Raw genomic sequence first — 15,671 nt, forward strand, 5'->3', positions numbered from 1 at the left:
GTTGAACTTTCAACGAGACTGACGCTAGACCTATTCCGTTCAAATTTCAACATCTGGGAGGCGTATCGCGCCCTTTTGTGGACACTCCACAAAGGAGGGGGGCCCCGCCTGGTGGTGTCCGCGCATCACGTGGCGGTTCTGTCCGGGCCGGACAGCGGAACACACCCGAGACTGTGTGGAACCAACGGAGGTTTTTCTTCGACCGCTTCGTAAGGTCGATACATGACCGTTGTGGACCAGACTCCGAGCGAGCCGACGGACGCCCGCGGGCGCGTGGCCGAGCTGCACTCCCTGCGCGAGCAGGCGCGGCGTGGACCCAGTGACCGGGCGACCGAGGCGCAGCACGCCAAGGGCAAGCTGACCGCGCGCGAGCGCATCGCGCTGCTGCTCGACGAGGGTTCCTTCAAGGAGGTCGAACAGCTGCGCCGCCACCGGGCGACCGGCTTCGGCCTGGAGGGCAAGAAGCCGTACACCGACGGTGTCATCACCGGCTGGGGCACGGTCGAGGGCCGCACGGTCTTCGTCTACGCGCACGACTTCCGCATCTTCGGCGGCGCCCTGGGCGAGGCCCACGCCACGAAGATCCACAAGATCATGGACATGGCCATCGCGGCAGGTGCCCCGCTGGTCTCCCTGAACGACGGCGCCGGCGCCCGCATCCAGGAGGGCGTCTCCGCGCTCGCCGGCTACGGCGGCATCTTCCAGCGCAACACCAAGGCCTCGGGTGTCATCCCGCAGATCTCGGTCATGCTGGGCCCGTGCGCCGGCGGCGCCGCGTACTCGCCGGCCCTGACGGACTTCGTGTTCATGGTCCGCGAGACCTCGCAGATGTTCATCACCGGCCCCGACGTCGTCCGCGCCGTCACCGGCGAGGAGATCTCCCAGAACGGCCTCGGCGGCGCCGACGTGCACGCCGAGACCTCCGGCGTCGCGCACTTCGCGTACGACGACGAGGAGACCTGCATCTCCGAGGTGCGCTACCTCATCTCGATGCTGCCCTCCAACAACCGGGAGAACCCGCCGGTCCACGAGACCTCCGACCCCGCCGACCGGCGCTCGGACGTCCTGCTGGACCTGGTCCCGGCGGACGGCAACCGCCCGTACGACATGCTCAAGGTGATCGAGGAGCTCGTCGACGAAGGCGACGTCCTCGAGATCCACGAGCGCTGGGCCCGCAACATCATCTGCGCCCTGGCCCGGCTCGACGGCCAGGTCGTCGGCATCGTCGCGAACCAGCCCGGCCACCTCGCGGGCGTCCTCGACATCGAGGCCTCCGAGAAGGCCGCGCGCTTCGTCCAGATGTGCGACGCCTTCAACATCCCGATCATCACGCTGCTGGACGTCCCCGGCTTCCTGCCGGGCGTCGACCAGGAGCACGGCGGCATCATCCGCCACGGCGCCAAGCTCCTGTACGCGTACTGCAACGCCACGGTCCCGCGGATCTCGCTGATCCTGCGCAAGGCCTACGGCGGCGCGTACATCGTCATGGACTCCCAGTCCATCGGCGCGGACATCACCTACGCCTGGCCGACGAACGAGATCGCGGTCATGGGTGCCGAGGGCGCCGCCAACGTCATCTTCCGCAAGCAGATCGCGGAGGCCGAGGACCCCGAGGCGATGCGCGCGCGCATGGTCAAGGAGTACAAGGCCGAGCTGATGCACCCGTACTACGCCGCCGAACGCGGTCTCGTCGACGACGTCATCGACCCGGCCGAGACCCGCGAAACCCTGATCAGCGCCCTGGCGATGCTCCGCAGCAAGCACGCCGATCTGCCGTCCCGCAAGCACGGCAACCCGCCGCAGTAACCAGCGAAGGAGACCTGCCACCCATGAGCAAGACTGCCGACACCCTGCTGCGCGTCGAAAAGGGCAACGCCGCCCCCGAGGAGCTGGCCGCGATCACCGCGATCCTGCTGGCCCGCGCCGCGGCCACCCCGGAGGCCCGCCCGGTGCACCGCATCGGCTCCCAGGCCCGCTGGCGGCGCCTGGAGCGCACCCCCGGCTTCCGCGCCCCGCACAGCTGGCAGGGCTAGTCCCCGCAGAGCCTCACGAAGCCCCGGACGTACGAATGCCCGTACGTCCGGGGCTTCGTCGTGCGCGGCCGCGGGCACCCAAGGGGAAGGCCCCCGCACTCCGAGGAGTGCGGGGGCCTTCCGCGTCGGCCGTGGCGCCTAGCGCAGGCGGGCCATGAGGGCGTGCTCGACGAGCGTGATGAGCGCGCTCTTGGCGTCCGCGCGGTGGCGGGCGTCGGTGGTGATGATCGGGGCGTCCGGGCCGATCTGCAGGGCCTCGCGGACTTCCTCCGGCGTGTACGGCTGGTGCCCGTCGAAGCCGTTGAGGGCGATGACGAAGGGCAGGCCGCTGTTCTCGAAGTAGTCGACCGCGGGGAAGCAGTCGGCGAGGCGGCGGGTGTCGACGAGCACGACGGCGCCGATGGCGCCGCGGACGAGGTCGTCCCACATGAACCAGAACCGGTCCTGGCCCGGAGTACCGAAGAGGTACAGGATCAGGTCCTGGTCCAGGGTGATGCGGCCGAAGTCCATGGCGACCGTGGTGGTCGTCTTGTCCCCGGTGTGGGTCAGATCGTCGATGCCGGCCGACGCGGAGGTCATGACGGCTTCGGTGCGCAGCGGGTTGATCTCGGAGACCGCGCCGACGAACGTGGTCTTGCCCACGCCGAAGCCGCCCGCCACCACGATCTTCGCGGAGGTGGTGGAGCGAGCCGCTCCGCCGTTAGAGCTTGCGAAGTCCACTGAGCACCCTTTCGAGCAGTGTCACATCTGGCTGGCCACCGGCAGACTCGTCGCCGCCGGGCTGGTGAATGGCGACAAGGCCCGCCTCCGCCAGGTCGGCTACGAGGATGCGGGCGACACCAAGAGGAATGGAGAGAAGTGCCGAGATCTCCGCGACGGATTTGATCTCCTGGCACAGACGGCAGATGCGCTGGTGCTCGGGCAACTGCCCTTGCAGCCGCGCGGGGTCTGCCGTGGTACTGACCAGCGCCTCGATGGCGAGCTGGTAGCGCGGCCGGGTACGGCCGCCGGTCATCGCGTACGGGCGCACCAGCGGGTTGTGGGCCTTGGGGGCCTGCGGCTGCGTACCCCGGTGGGGCCGCTGCGAAGGCCGCTGAGGCGGCTGGACCTGCTGGGGCTGGCCGTACGGCTGCTGGTAGGGGTTGTGCTCCGGCACGGGCCGGCTGGGAGCGGAGGGAAAGTTGAAGCGGTTCTGGTCGTGCTGCCCACCCTGCGGCTGCTGCGCGCCGCCATAAGGATGACCTCCGGGTGTTGTCACGTTTCCTCCTCCGACTCCAAGAACGCAGTACTCCCTGTGGAACCGCGCCACCGCACCCTATGGTGCGATGACGCGAAACGCACTGCCTGTTTGCTAGTTGAGAAGACTTCCCTGCAGCTCCGAGCGCAGTTCCGGAGTGAGAACACTGCCTGCTCGGTCCACAAGGAGGGCCATCTCGTAGCCCACGAGGCCGATGTCGCACTCGGGGTGCGCGAGCACCGCGAGCGAGGATCCGTCCGAGACGGACATGAGGAAGAGGAATCCCCGGTCCATCTCGACCACGGTCTGGTTGACGGCGCCACCCTCGAAGATGCGGGAGGCTCCTGCGGTCAGCGACGTCAGACCGGAGGCCACGGCCGCCAGCTGATCGGCGCGGTCGCGCGGGAATCCGTCGGACATCGCCAGAAGAAGGCCGTCGGCGGAGACCACCACCGTGTGGGACACCCCGGGGGTGTTGTCCACGAAGTTGGTGATCAACCAGTTCAGGTTCTGTGCCGCCTGGCTCATCGGGCTCACACTAACGCTCCTGGTCATAGCTGTTACTTGACTGCTCGGAACCCGCGCTGCGTCCCTGCTGGACACCGCGCCGCAGGTTGCTCAACCTGCCGCGGACGTCCTCCGGTGCGCGGGAGACCTGGGGGCCGCCCTGCGGGGTCGTCTCCGCCGCACCCTCGACCAGGTTGGCCTTGGGCACGCGCCGAGGGAGACCGGACGGGGTGACCCCGCCCGCCTTCGGCTCACGGAGCTTTGCGGCCTGCTGCCAGCGCTCGTCGTTGTTCGAGCGCCAGTCGTTGCCGCCCTCCTCGTCCCGCTCCGGGGCGGCGGGCTGCTGCTGTCGCGGCGGCCGCTGCTCGAAGAGGGATCCGGAGGACTCCGTTTCCTTCTGTGCCGGCTGCCACTGCTGCTGGCTGCCGCGGCGCGGCAGGCCCGCTCCGGTCACTTCGTGGCCGGTGTCGGCAGCGGCGCCCGGACGGTCGAAGCCTACGCGTTCCGCGGCGGGTTCGGGAGCGGCCTGGGGTTCCGATTCGGTCCCGTATCCCTGCTGGTAGCCGCCGGAGTAGGTGTTCTGCTCGGGCCACTCGGCCTGCTGCGACTGGGATCCGAAGCCGCCGTCGTACGCCTGGGCGCCCTGCTGGCGATCCTGGTACCCGGCTTCCGGATAGCCGTAGTCCTGCTGGGGGTACGCCTCGTAGCCCTGCTGTGCCCCATGGGCCTGCCGGGAGTCGTACGAGGTGTCATAACCCTGCTCGGGCTGCTGCTCGTAGTCCTGGTACTGCTGGTACCCGTGCTCCGGCTGCGGTTCCGCATACTCCTGCTCGGAGTACTCGGCCTGCTGCTCCTGCCCGTAGACCTGGGCCTCGAGCGCGGCTCTGCGCTCCTGCTGGGCCAGGGAGCGGCCGACCGGGTTGAGCCCGGGGGCGTCGCCGCCCTGGCCGTCGTAGCGGGAGTCGTCGAAGCCGAGCTCGGCGGCCGTACGCATCGGAACGGCCTGCTGGGCCTGCTGCTGCGGGATCATCGAGGACACGGTGAAGTCGTCGTCCGGGATCCCCTCGCCACCACCACCATGGGTGATCGCGTCGGGCAGCATGACCAGCGACGTGGTGCCGGCGGCCTCGCCCGAGGGGCGCAGCTGGACCCGGATGCTGTGGCGGTCCGCCAGCCGGCCGACCACGAAGAGACCCATGCGCTGGGAGATCGCGGCGTCCACGGTCGGCGGGTTGGCCAGCTTGTGGTTGATGTCCGCGAAGTCCTCGGCGGTGAGGCCGATGCCCTTGTCGTGGATCTCGACCATGACGCGGCCGTCGGGCAGACGCGTGGCGTTGACGCGGACCTTGGTCTGCGGGGAGGAGAACGTGGTGGCGTTCTCCAGGAGCTCGGCGAGCAGGTGCACGAGGTCGGTCACGGCCTGGCCGTGGATCTCGGCCTCGGAGACGCCCGAGAGCTCGATGCGCTCGTACTGCTCCACCTCGGAGGAGGCGGCGCGCAGGACGTCGACGAGGGGGACCGGCTGGTCCCAGCGGCGGCCCGGCTCCTCACCCGCGAGGATGAGGAGGTTCTCGCCGTTGCGGCGCATACGCGTGGCCAGGTGGTCCAGGCGGAAGAGGTTCTCCAGCTGGTCCGGGTCGGCCTCGTTGTTCTCCAGGTCGGTGATGAGGGTCAGCTGGCCCTCGATCAGCGACTGGTTGCGCATGGAGAGGTTCGTGAAGATCGCGTTGACGTTCCCTCGCAGGAGCGCCTGCTCGGCGGCGAGCCGGACCGCTTCCCGGTGGACCTGGTCGAAGGCGCGGGCGACCTCGCCGATCTCGTCCTGGGAGTTGATCGGGATCGGCGCGACACGGGTGTCGACCTTGCCCGGGTCGGTGCGCGAGAGCTGGTCGACGAGCATCGGCAGGCGCTGCTCGGCGACGTCGAAGGCGGCGGAGCGCAGGCGGCGCATCGAGTTGCTCATCGAGCGGGCCATCATGGCGGCCAGGATGAACGCGGCGAGCAGGGCCACGACCACGACGGCGCCGGTCCAGATGGCGTCGTTGCGGGCCTCGTCGGAGACCGCGACGGAGTCGTTGACCGCCTTGGCGAGGAGGTCCTTCTCGATCTCGGCGTAGCCCTCGAACTTGGCGGTGGCCGCGGCCTGCCAGGCCTGGGGCGTGGTGCCGTTCGCGGCGAGCTTGGCCTTGTTGTCGCCGCCGGCTATCGCCTCGGTCATGCCGGTGAGCGCGGAGCCGTTCACCATGGGCGGAGTCTTGAAGACGGTGCCGGCCTGCTCGGCCTGCTGCTTGGCGGCGGCGAGCTTGGCAGCACCCTCCTGCGACTTCTTGCCCATGACCTCCTTGAGGCGGTTCACGTCGTCCTCGGTGCCGGCCGCGACGTACTCGCCGATGGCGATGTCCTCGAGGTAGGCGTACGAGGCGAAGGCGACGAGCTGGGCCTTGCGGACCTGTTCGTTCTCGTTGGGGCGGACCAGCAGGTGGGTGCCGACCGAGCGCTGGAGCGAGTTGGCGGCCTTGGCCAGCTCGACCGCGTAGACCATGCGGCCGTAGCTGGTGACGTTGCCGGTGCCCAGGCCGAGTTCGTTGGAGAACGTCATGAGGTAGTGCTGGACGAGCACGTACCCCTCTTCGGTCGGGATCGGACCGTTCGCGCTGGGCGGGTTCTTCTTGTCCGTCTCCTGCGCGGTGTACGCCGTCTGGCGGACGGCCGCGAGCTTGGGCTCCTCCAGACGGAAGAGCTCCAGGCGCCGCGCCAGTCCCTGGTTCGAGTTCGAGGGGAGGTCCTTGGAGGCCTGGGCGAACCTCTCCTTGGCCGCGTCGGTGGCCTCCCGGGCCTTCGTGACGACCGAGTTGTTGGCGTCGCCCTTGAGGAGCGGTTCGGCCGTGAGGTCGCGCTCGTTCAGGAGGGCCTGGCCGTATTCGGCCGCCGCCTGGACGATGCGGGCCGTCTTCTCGGCGTCCTTGGCCTCGTTCCAGCTGTCGACGGAGCCCTTCACCTGGAAGCCGCCCATGACCAGTCCGACGAGGACGGGTACGAGCAGGATGGCGTTCAGCTTGGTCGGCACACGCCAGTTACGGGGTGCGAACCTGCTGGTGCTGCCGCTCTTCGCCGGTGGGTCCACGGGTACGTCGACGGGCGACGCGGCCGCGCGCTGCGGCGGGGTGAAGTTGCCGCGCGCGGGTTCATCCGCGGGGCTCGAGTTGCTTCGCCTCACTCGACCAACAACCTTCCGGCGGTGCTACTAGCTAGTTAGTTGAATTCCAGCACGGTTAACGGCCGTGTTCCAAACAGTTGGAATCAGCCATTCCAAGAGACTTATGTCCCGCATAAATCGGACATAAAGAGCGAGCGGCAGCAAAAATGGAGTCATCCGTGCGCGCAGCGGCACCGGCCGACCGCACCCTGTGTCCAACTGGCGGCAATTCTCTGTCGAAACGTTATGAACCGAGAGGGCGGGCCGTGTCCTATGACACAGCCCGCCCTCTCACGTTGTGAAGAACCCGTGGTACTTGAGTGGTGCCCCTTGAGCCGCGTGACTCGAATCGTGTTACTTGAGTCGGGCCATGAGGGCGTGCTCGACCAGCGTGATGAGCGCGCTCTTGGCGTCCGCCCGGTGGCGGGCGTCGGTGGTGATGATCGGAGCGTCCGGGCCGATCTGCAGGGCCTCGCGGACTTCCTCGGGGGTGTAGGGCTGGTGTCCCTCGAAGCCGTTGAGGGCCACGACGAAAGGCAGGCCGCTGTTCTCGAAGTAGTCGACCGCGGGAAAGCAGTCGGCGAGACGGCGGGTGTCGACGAGCACGATCGCACCGATGGCGCCGCGGACGAGGTCGTCCCACATGAACCAGAACCGGTCCTGGCCCGGAGTACCGAAGAGGTACAGGATCAGGTCCTGGTCCAGGGTGATGCGGCCGAAGTCCATGGCGACCGTGGTGGTCGTCTTGTCCCCGGTGTGGGTCAGATCGTCGATGCCGGCCGACGCGGAGGTCATGACGGCTTCGGTGCGCAGCGGATTGATCTCCGAGACGGCCCCGACGAACGTGGTCTTGCCCACGCCGAACCCGCCCGCCACCACGATCTTCGCGGAGGTGGTGGAACGGGCGGTTCCGCCATTAGAGCTTGCGAAGTCCACTGAGCACCCTTTCGAGCAGCGTTACATCCGGCGTGCCGCCGGCCTCTCCATTGCCCGGCTGGTGGATGGCCACCATTCCGGCCTCGGCCAGGTCGGCGACGAGGATCCGGGCGACACCGAGCGGCATCGACAGCAGTGCGGAGACCTCCGCGACCGACTTGACCTCGCGGCACAGCGTGCAGATGCGCTGGTGCTCGGGAAGCAGGCCGGACAGGTGCATCGGATCGGCCGTGGTGCTGACCAGCGCCTCTATGGCGAGCTGGTAGCGCGGCCGGGTCCGTCCGCCGGTCATCGCGTACGGGCGAACGAGCGGCTGGTCGCCTTCCGAGTACGAATCACCGTACGAATCGGAGTAGGCGGGGGGCGGGGTCATTGATCCTCCGGGCTGGACAGCAGTGGTCAGCGTGCCGTCTGACGGGGCGGCCGGTGGGGGGACGGTATGACGGCCTGACGGTGGTACTGGGTCCCGGGGCTGGCGCCCCGGTCCCCCGGCCGGAAGTACCGTCCGGCCGGGAGATGTGGCGTCAGATGAGCAGGCTTCCCTGCAGCTCCGCGCGCAGGTCCGGGGTGAGGACGTTGCCGGCGCGGTCCACGAGGAGGGCCATCTCGTAGCCGACGAGGCCGATGTCGCATTCGGGGTGTGCGAGTACGGCCAGCGAGGATCCGTCCGAGACGGACATGAGGAAGAGGAATCCCCGGTCCATCTCGACCACGGTCTGGTTGACGGCGCCGCCCTCGAAGATGCGGGAGGCTCCTGCGGTCAGCGACGTCAGACCGGAGGCCACGGCCGCCAGCTGATCGGCGCGGTCCCGGGGAAAGCCTTCCGACATCGCCAGAAGGAGGCCGTCGGCGGAGACCACCACCGTGTGGGACACCCCGGGGGTGTTGTCCACGAAGTTGGTGATCAACCAGTTCAGGTTCTGTGCCGCCTGGCTCATCGAACTCAACTAACGCTCCTGCTGGTAAGTGGGGTCGATGTGGTAACTGCCGGTCGCCGGGCCGTTGTTGCCGGCCTGACGGCCCTGCTGGATACCCCGTCGGAGGTTGGTCAGACGGCCGCGGACGTCGTCCGGCGCTCGCGAGACCTGCGGGCCGGACTGTGCGTCGGCCTGCTGCTGCGCGGTGCCGGCCACGAGGTTCGCCCGTGGTACTCGGCGGGGCAGCCCCGAGGTGGTGATGCCGCCGGCGGCGGGCTGGCGCACGCGCTCGGCCTGCCGCATCAGCTCGTCGTTCGGCGAGGACCGCCAGCTGACGGTCGGCGAGCTGCCGTTCGCCGCCTGGGCGGGCTCGGCCGCGTGCTCCTGGCCGCGCTGCGGCAGCGGCTGCTGCAGGCGCTGCTGGGGAGCCGGAGCCGGGGCGGACTGCTGGGGTGCGGCCGGCGCCTGACCGGAGGACTGCTGGCCCTCCTGGTGGAACCAGTTCGACTCCAGCGTGTCGAAGATCGGGCTGCGCTCGTTGCCGGTGCTCGGAGCCGGCGGCAGCGCCTCCGGCTGGGGAGCCTGCGGCAACTGCGGGGCCTGGGACTGCTGCTGGGCGTATCCGCCGACACCGGGGCCGCCGGGCCGCGGGGCCGGGTAGTCCGGGCGGGCGAACTGGCCCGTGGTGGACGGGTCCGCCGGACCGCGCAGCTCCGGGCGCTCGAACTGCCCGGTGCCGGACATGTCCTGGCCGGCCTGGGGCAGCGGGGCCCGCAGGTCGGGACGCTCGAACTGGCCGGTGGTGCTGTTGCCGGCCGGCGGGCGCGGGGCATTGAAGTCCGGACGGGGGAACTCGGCCGTCGCACCGGGGCCCGAGAGCTCGTCGTGGCCGCGCGGGACCTCCTGGCCGCCGCCGCGCGCCGGGTCGGCGCCCCAGCTGGTGGTCTGCGGGATCCCGGCGGGACCCGTACCCGGAAGCTCCGGACGGGGGCCACCACCGCGCGGCGGCAGCTGCGGACGGTTGCCGCGCGGAGCCGGGGCGGCGGGCGCCTGGGCCGAGGGGACCGGGCCCGTGGGGGCGGGCTGCTGCGGCGTCTGCGGCCGCTCGAAGCCGTTGCCCTGCGGGAATCCGGCCTGGCCGGAAGCCGTGGGTGCGGGCGTCGGACGGGACGGGGGACCGCCGGCCGGACCGCGGCCCGGCAGCGGGGCACCGCCGCCGAAGGCACCCTGGCCCTGGCCGGTCGGAGCACCCGGCATGCCCTGCGGACGCCCGCCGGGGCCGCCCTGCTGCGGACGTGCACCGGGGCCGCCCTGCGCACCGGCGGCGCCGTCGCGTCCCGGCAGCGCGGCACGCTGGCCCATGCCGGAGACCTGGCCGCGCTGCGGGCCGGAGCCCACGGGCTGGCGTGCGCCGCCGCCCGGGACGGAACCCTGCGCGGAAGCACCCGGCATGCCCTGCTGACCGCCGGAGCCCGGACCACCGGGACCGCCCTGGCCACCGGGACCGCCCTGGCCCGGCATCGGACCCGGCTTCTTGCCGCCCTGGGCGACGTCCACCGGCAGCATGACGAGGGCCGTCGTACCACCCGAGTCGGACGGGCGCAGCTGGATGCGGATGCCGTGTCGCAGGGACAGGCGGCCGACCACGAACAGGCCCATGCGGCGGGAGACGGAGACGTCCACGGTCGGCGGCGACGCGAGCCGCTCGTTGATCGCGGCGAGGTCCTCGGGGGAGAGGCCGATACCGGTGTCGTGGATCTCGACGAGCACGCGGCCGTCGGGCAGCGCGTGACCGGTGACCTTGACCTTGGTCTGCGGGGAGGAGAACGAGGTGGCGTTCTCCAGCAGCTCGGCGAGCAGGTGCACGAGGTCGTTGACGACGCGGCCGGCGACATCGGTGCCGGGCACCGACGCCAGCTCGATGCGCTCGTACTGCTCCACCTCGGACGCGGCGGCGCGGAGCACGTCGACGAGCGGGACGGGGCGGGTCCACCGGCGGCCCGGCTCCTCGCCCGCGAGGACGAGGAGGTTTTCGCCGTTACGGCGCATGCGGGTCGCGAGGTGGTCGAGCCTGAAGAGCGAGGACAGCTGGTCCGGGTCGGCCTCGCGCGACTCCAGCTCGGAGATGAGCGAGAGCTGGCGCTGGATGAGGCCCTGCGAACGGCGCGAGAGGTTGGTGAACATCGCGTTGACGTTGCCCCGGAGGAGGGCCTGCTCGGCGGCGAGGCGGACGGCCTCGCGGTGCACGTCGTCGAAGGCCGCGGCCACCTGGCCGATCTCGTCGCGGGTGTGCAGGCCGACCGACTCCACGGACGTGTCCACGTCCTGCGGGTCGGACTCGGACAGCTGCTTGACGAGCTCGGGCAGTCGGTCCTGGGCGACCCGGGTCGCGGTGTCCTGCAGGCGGCGCAGCGAGCGGATCATCGACCGCGCCATGACGAAGGCGCCGACGAGCGAGACACCGAGGACGAGGAGGATCAGGGCACCGTTGATGATGGCGTCCTGCTGCGAGGAGTTCTTGAGCTCGCGGGCCTTCTGCTCCATGTCCTCGAGCAGGGTGAGCTCGATCTGCTTCATCGCCTGGATCTTGGTGTCGTCCGCGTCGTACCAGTCCATCCAGGAGCGGTACTGCGTTTCCTTGGCGAACTGACCCTGGGTCGACAGGACGCGGCGGGTGTAGTGGTCCGCCTTGCCGATCTCCGCGTTGCCGTCGCCGAGGACCGCGAGGAGTTCCTCGGGCTTGCCCTGGTAGACGAGTTCGAAGGTCTTCTTCGCCTGGCTCTCACCGCGGAGCGCCGCGAGGGCGTACAGGCGGTCGTTCTCGGTGAGGGTGCCGGCGGGCTGGCCGCTGTCGGGCAGCGAGGCGGCGATGACGGCGCGCTGGATCGAGGCGTACTCCTTGGCGGAGGAGAAGGCCGCCAGGGCGCGCGTACGCTTGATCATCTCCGGGCTGGAGGTGGCCTGCGCCATGTCCTGGGAGAGCGAGAGCAGCGAGACGATCAGCGCGTTGTACTCGGTGACCGTCTGCTGGGCGCTGTTGCGGTACGCGTTCTTGCGGATTTCCTCGATGCCGGTGAGCTGGCGGCCGATCTGCAGGATGTTGTTGCGGATCGACTTGAGGGTCTCGTCCTTGTCCTGCGCGCTGTCGACCTTGTCGGTCGCGGCGGCGAAGGCCTTGGCGGCGGCGTCGGTCTGGTCGCGGACGCCCGTGACGAGGGTGTTGGGCTTGCCCGACTTGTCGACCGACAGCGGACCCGCGGACCTGTCGCGCTCCTCCTGGAGCATGGCGGCCAGGTTGGTGGCCTGCCGGGTCATCGTCGTCAGCAGCTGCATGTGCTCCAGCTGGCTGATGTCGTTGAGCGAGTCGTTGATGCGGAAGCCACCGAGCGTGGTGGCGGCGACGACCGGCAGGGTCAGCAGCGACACGAGTCGCGTGCTGATGCGCCAGTTCTGCATGGCGAATCGCGAACCGGGCCCGCTGGGGGCCTTCGGTATCGCCACGTCCTTGTCGGCCGGCTCTTCGCTCTTCGCCTTGCCCCGGGGCTTGAGGCGCGCCTTCCCCTTCACCGCGTTCACGGTGGCGGAGGAGTCGCTGCCTGCGCCTTCGACAGCCGGCCCGCGGTTCTGGGCGTGCTGGGGCGAGGAGCCACGGTCGGTCCCGCCGCGCGGCTCCTGCTCCGCCGCAGCGCTGCCATCCCTCTTGAATCGTCCCTGCACTAGCGTCGCAACCTCTGGACCAGGCGTCCCGCCGGGCGACCGGTGGGACGGTGTCGAGTCGTGGGGCATTTCGGCCCCATGGTGGTCGTCGGTGACCGGCGCGTCTCCCTCTCCTTGCCGCCGCGCGCGGCGCTGTGTCGCGCCACCTGCGCGCCGGCTGTTCCCGCGGCGGTCCCGCGAATTCCAGCACAGTGGCGGATCTCCAACAAGGTGCGCGTGTCGGCCCGGGGAGTCGGTGACTTCCCGTGACCACCGGATCACGCGATGTGGTCCGCCTTTCAGGAGGAAACGGACTTACGCCATCCAAACGCGGCGGCTGGCAAGGTGTCCCAGTCGAGATGATCAGGAGCGGAATGGCTGATTCAGTGGCGCAATGTCCGTTTCGTCACCCAAAATTGACCATCCGTTATGTCCGTATTGCCTGGTCACGGGTGAGCAAACTCACACAGCCGTGGCCATTACTTCCCGGTTGAGCCGGGGAATCGGATGTTTAGCCTTGCCCTTTACAGGGTTGACGGATCCGACAACCCCCACCCCACCACCGAGCCGAGGGCCCGAGACACCGTGAAGACGACGATGATGTTCCGCAACATAGCCAACCCCCGCCGCACCACCCTCGCGCACCTCAAGGACGCCGAGGAGCTGCAGGCGGCCGAGGCTCCGGAGCACGCCGTCGAGCTCCCCACCCAGACCGCGAACCCGCGCCGCACGATCCTGATGGACGCGCCGGTCGCCGCCGCGCAGTAAGCCACTCGGCAAAAGGAGCGCGAAGCGCCGCTGCCCGCCGCGTTAGCCTGGGGACGCAGACTCCAGCCAGCGGAAATACAGAGGGGCAGGCGCAACACGTGCGCATCGCCAGGTTCTCCATCGACGGCAATGTCGCGTTCGGCGCGGTCGAGGGCAGCACTGCCCCCGGCGCCGAGGGTGAGCTCGTCCTCGACATCATCAAGGGCATTCCGTTCGCGGACTTCGAGCTCTCGGGCACGAAGGTCCCGCTGAGCAAGGTCCGGCTGCTGCCGCCCGTGCTCCCGAACAAGGTCGTGGCCATCGGCCGCAACTACGCGGAGCACGCGGCAGAGCTCGGAAACCAGGTCCCGGACGTCCCGATCACCTTCTTCAAGCCCTCCACCTCGGTGGTCGGCCCGGGTGACCCGATCACGTACCCCTCCTTCTCCCAGGACCTCCACCACGAGGCGGAGCTCGCCGTGGTCATCGGCCGCATGTGCCGAGAGGTCCCGAAGGAGCGCGTCAAGGACGTGATCCTCGGCTACACCTGTGCCAACGACGTCACCGCGCGCGACGTCCAGCAGCGCGAGAAGCAGTGGGCCCGGGCCAAGGGCTTCGACAGCTCCTGCCCCCTCGGCCCCTGGATCGAGACCGAGCTCGACCCGAGCGACCTGACCATCCAGTGCACCGTCAACGGCGAACAGCGCCAGCTCGGCCGCACCAGCGACATGGTCCGCTCCATCGAGGACCTGATCGTCCACATCACCGAGGCCATGACGCTGCTCCCCGGCGACGTCATCCTCACGGGGACCCCGGCCGGAGTCGGCCCCCTCAACGTCGGCGACGAGGTCGCCGTCACCATCGAAGGCATCGGCACTCTCACCAACAAGGTGATCAAGCGTGGCTAACGCGAACTACCGCGTCCGTTTCTGTCCCTCCCCGACCGGCAACCCCCACGTGGGCCTGGTCCGGACCGCCCTCTTCAACTGGGCGTTCGCCCGCCACCACGGCGGTACGTTCGTCTTCCGCATCGAGGACACCGACGCGGCGCGCGACTCCGAGGAGTCGTACGAGCAGCTGCTCGACTCGCTGCGCTGGCTCGGCTTCACCTGGGACGAGGGCCCCGAGGTCGGCGGCCCGCACGCCCCGTACCGCCAGTCCGAGCGCATGGACATCTACGCGGACGTCGCCCAGCGCCTGCGCGACGGCGGCTACGCCTACGACTGCTACTGCACCACCGAGGAGCTGGACGCGCGCCGCGCCGCCGCCCGCGCCGCCGGCAAGCCCTCCGGCTACGACGGCCACTGCCGCGAGCTGACCCAGGTGCAGCTGGAGGCCTACCAGGGCGAGCACCGCTCCTCGATCGTCCGCTTCCGGATGCCCGACGAGCCGATCACCTTCACCGACCTGGTCCGCGGCGAGCTGACCTTCACCCCGGAGAACGTGCCGGACTTCGGCATCCTGCGGGCCAACGGCGCGCCGCTGTACACGCTGGTCAACCCGGTCGACGACGCGCTGATGCAGATCACGCACGTGCTCCGCGGCGAGGACCTGCTGTCCTCCACCCCGCGCCAGATCGCGCTGTACAAGGCGCTGACGGAGATCGGCGTCGCCACGGACGTCCCGCAGTTCGGCCACCTGCCGTACGTGATGGGCGAGGGCAACAAGAAGCTCTCCAAGCGCGACCCGGAGAGCTCGCTCAACCTGTACCGCGAGCGCGGCTTCCTCCCCGAGGGCCTGCTGAACTACCTCTCGCTCCTCGGCTGGTCCTTCTCCAAGGACCAGGACGTCTTCTCGATCGAGGAGATGGTGGCGAAGTTCGACATCGACGGCGTGAACGCCAACCCGGCGCGCTTCGACCTCAAGAAGGCCGAGGCCATCAACGCCGACCACATCCGGCTGCTGGACCCGAAGGCCTTCGCGGACGCCTGCACCCCGTGGCTCCGGGCCCCGCACGCCAACTGGGCGCCCGAGGACTTCGACGCCGAGGCCTGGGCGGCCATCGCGCCGTACGCCCAGACCCGCGTGACCGTCCTGTCGGACATCACCGCCAACGTCGACTTCCTGTTCCGCAAGGAGCCGGTCGAGGACCAGGCCTCGTGGGACAAGGCGATGAAGGGCGAGCCCGCGGCCCTGCTGACCACCGCCCGCGCCAACCTGGACACCGCCGACTGGAGCGACCCCGAGTCCCTCAAGCAGGCCGTCCTGACCGCCGGCGAGGCCCACGGCCTCAAGCTCGGCAAGGCGCAGGCCCCGGTCCGCGTGGCCGTCACCGGCCGCACGGTCGGCCTGCCGCTCTTCGAGTCCCTCCAGATCCTCGGCAAGGAGCGCTCGCTGTCCCGCATCGACGCGGCCCTGGCCAAGCTCGCCGCGTAGCCGGGCCCGCACGTCCCCTCGGGGGG

At 69.8% G+C, this 15,671-nt stretch carries 13 protein-coding genes; 5 read left to right on the plus strand and 8 right to left on the minus strand.

The genetic code is table 11. The features are described from left to right. Positions 1-222 precede the first annotated feature (222 nt). A complete protein-coding gene (locus tag ACFYXK_RS06880) occupies positions 223-1,806 on the plus strand; it encodes an acyl-CoA carboxylase subunit beta (protein WP_030304122.1) in 1,584 nt (527 codons plus the stop codon). Between the two features lie 23 nt (positions 1,807-1,829). Continuing rightward, on the plus strand, positions 1,830-2,033 hold the full coding sequence (locus ACFYXK_RS06885) for an acyl-CoA carboxylase subunit epsilon (protein WP_383515365.1): 204 nt from the start codon (positions 1,830-1,832) through the stop codon (positions 2,031-2,033). Positions 2,034-2,171: 138 nt separating this feature from the next. Here ACFYXK_RS06885 and ACFYXK_RS06890 read toward each other — a convergent pair whose 3' ends face one another. The 8 genes from ACFYXK_RS06890 to ACFYXK_RS06925 form a co-directional block, all read right to left on the minus strand. Beyond that, entirely contained in the window at positions 2,172-2,753 is a 582-nt protein-coding gene (locus ACFYXK_RS06890; RefSeq protein WP_037792108.1) for an ATP/GTP-binding protein, read from the minus strand. Then, complete coding sequence (locus ACFYXK_RS06895; RefSeq protein ID WP_389410134.1) at positions 2,734-3,291, minus strand: DUF742 domain-containing protein; 558 nt, start codon at positions 3,289-3,291, stop codon at positions 2,734-2,736. Before ACFYXK_RS06895 ends, ACFYXK_RS06890 begins: the two co-directional genes overlap by 20 nt. A gap of 93 nt (positions 3,292-3,384) precedes the next feature. Beyond that, the gene (locus ACFYXK_RS06900; RefSeq protein WP_008739857.1) at positions 3,385-3,798 is read right to left on the minus strand and encodes a roadblock/LC7 domain-containing protein; all 414 of its coding nucleotides are present in this window, start codon (positions 3,796-3,798) and stop codon (positions 3,385-3,387) included. A 10-nt stretch (positions 3,799-3,808) separates the two neighbouring features. Continuing rightward, entirely contained in the window at positions 3,809-6,994 is a 3,186-nt protein-coding gene (locus ACFYXK_RS06905; protein WP_389410135.1) for a nitrate- and nitrite sensing domain-containing protein, read from the minus strand. Between the two features lie 333 nt (positions 6,995-7,327). Further along, positions 7,328-7,909 carry an ATP/GTP-binding protein gene (locus ACFYXK_RS06910; protein WP_048475966.1) on the minus strand — a complete coding sequence of 194 codons (582 nt, stop codon included), beginning with the start codon at positions 7,907-7,909 and terminating at the stop codon, positions 7,328-7,330. Next, positions 7,890-8,282, minus strand: coding sequence for a DUF742 domain-containing protein (locus ACFYXK_RS06915; protein ID WP_030859942.1), 393 nt, complete (start codon positions 8,280-8,282; stop codon positions 7,890-7,892). Before ACFYXK_RS06915 ends, ACFYXK_RS06910 begins: the two co-directional genes overlap by 20 nt. 151 nt (positions 8,283-8,433) lie before the next feature. After that, positions 8,434-8,847, minus strand: coding sequence for a roadblock/LC7 domain-containing protein (locus ACFYXK_RS06920; RefSeq protein WP_007266776.1), 414 nt, complete (start codon positions 8,845-8,847; stop codon positions 8,434-8,436). Positions 8,848-8,856: 9 nt separating this feature from the next. Beyond that, positions 8,857-12,543 (minus strand): nitrate- and nitrite sensing domain-containing protein, encoded by a 3,687-nt coding sequence (locus ACFYXK_RS06925; RefSeq protein WP_389410136.1) that lies wholly within the window; start codon positions 12,541-12,543, stop codon positions 8,857-8,859. Positions 12,544-13,107: 564 nt separating this feature from the next. Here ACFYXK_RS06925 and ACFYXK_RS06930 point away from each other — a divergent pair. The 3 genes from ACFYXK_RS06930 to gltX all read left to right on the plus strand — a co-directional run bounded on the left by ACFYXK_RS06930 (position 13,108) and on the right by gltX (position 15,645). Continuing rightward, entirely contained in the window at positions 13,108-13,290 is a 183-nt protein-coding gene (locus ACFYXK_RS06930; RefSeq protein ID WP_383515507.1) for a hypothetical protein, read from the plus strand. A 98-nt stretch (positions 13,291-13,388) separates the two neighbouring features. Then, complete coding sequence (locus ACFYXK_RS06935) at positions 13,389-14,177, plus strand: fumarylacetoacetate hydrolase family protein (RefSeq protein ID WP_383515357.1); 789 nt, start codon at positions 13,389-13,391, stop codon at positions 14,175-14,177. Next, the gene (gene gltX, locus ACFYXK_RS06940) at positions 14,170-15,645 is read left to right on the plus strand and encodes a glutamate--tRNA ligase (RefSeq protein ID WP_389410137.1); all 1,476 of its coding nucleotides are present in this window, start codon (positions 14,170-14,172) and stop codon (positions 15,643-15,645) included. Before ACFYXK_RS06935 ends, gltX begins: the two co-directional genes overlap by 8 nt. Positions 15,646-15,671 lie beyond the last annotated feature (26 nt).

The sequence above is a fragment of the Streptomyces sp. NPDC002209 genome, from assembly GCF_042890265.1.
In the GTDB taxonomy this organism is placed as follows: domain Bacteria; phylum Actinomycetota; class Actinomycetes; order Streptomycetales; family Streptomycetaceae; genus Streptomyces.

Excerpts from the sequence above, each read along its gene's own strand:
- ACFYXK_RS06880 (WP_030304122.1), top strand. The coding sequence starts at position 223 with ATGACCGTTGTGGACCAGACTCCGAGCGAGCCGACGGACGCCCGCGGG.
- ACFYXK_RS06885 (WP_383515365.1), top strand. The coding sequence starts at position 1,830 with ATGAGCAAGACTGCCGACACCCTGCTGCGCGTCGAAAAGGGCAACGCC.
- ACFYXK_RS06920 (WP_007266776.1), bottom strand. The coding sequence starts at position 8,847 with ATGAGCCAGGCGGCACAGAACCTGAACTGGTTGATCACCAACTTCGTG.
- ACFYXK_RS06900 (WP_008739857.1), bottom strand. The coding sequence starts at position 3,798 with ATGAGCCAGGCGGCACAGAACCTGAACTGGTTGATCACCAACTTCGTG.
- ACFYXK_RS06915 (WP_030859942.1), bottom strand. The coding sequence starts at position 8,282 with ATGACCCCGCCCCCCGCCTACTCCGATTCGTACGGTGATTCGTACTCG.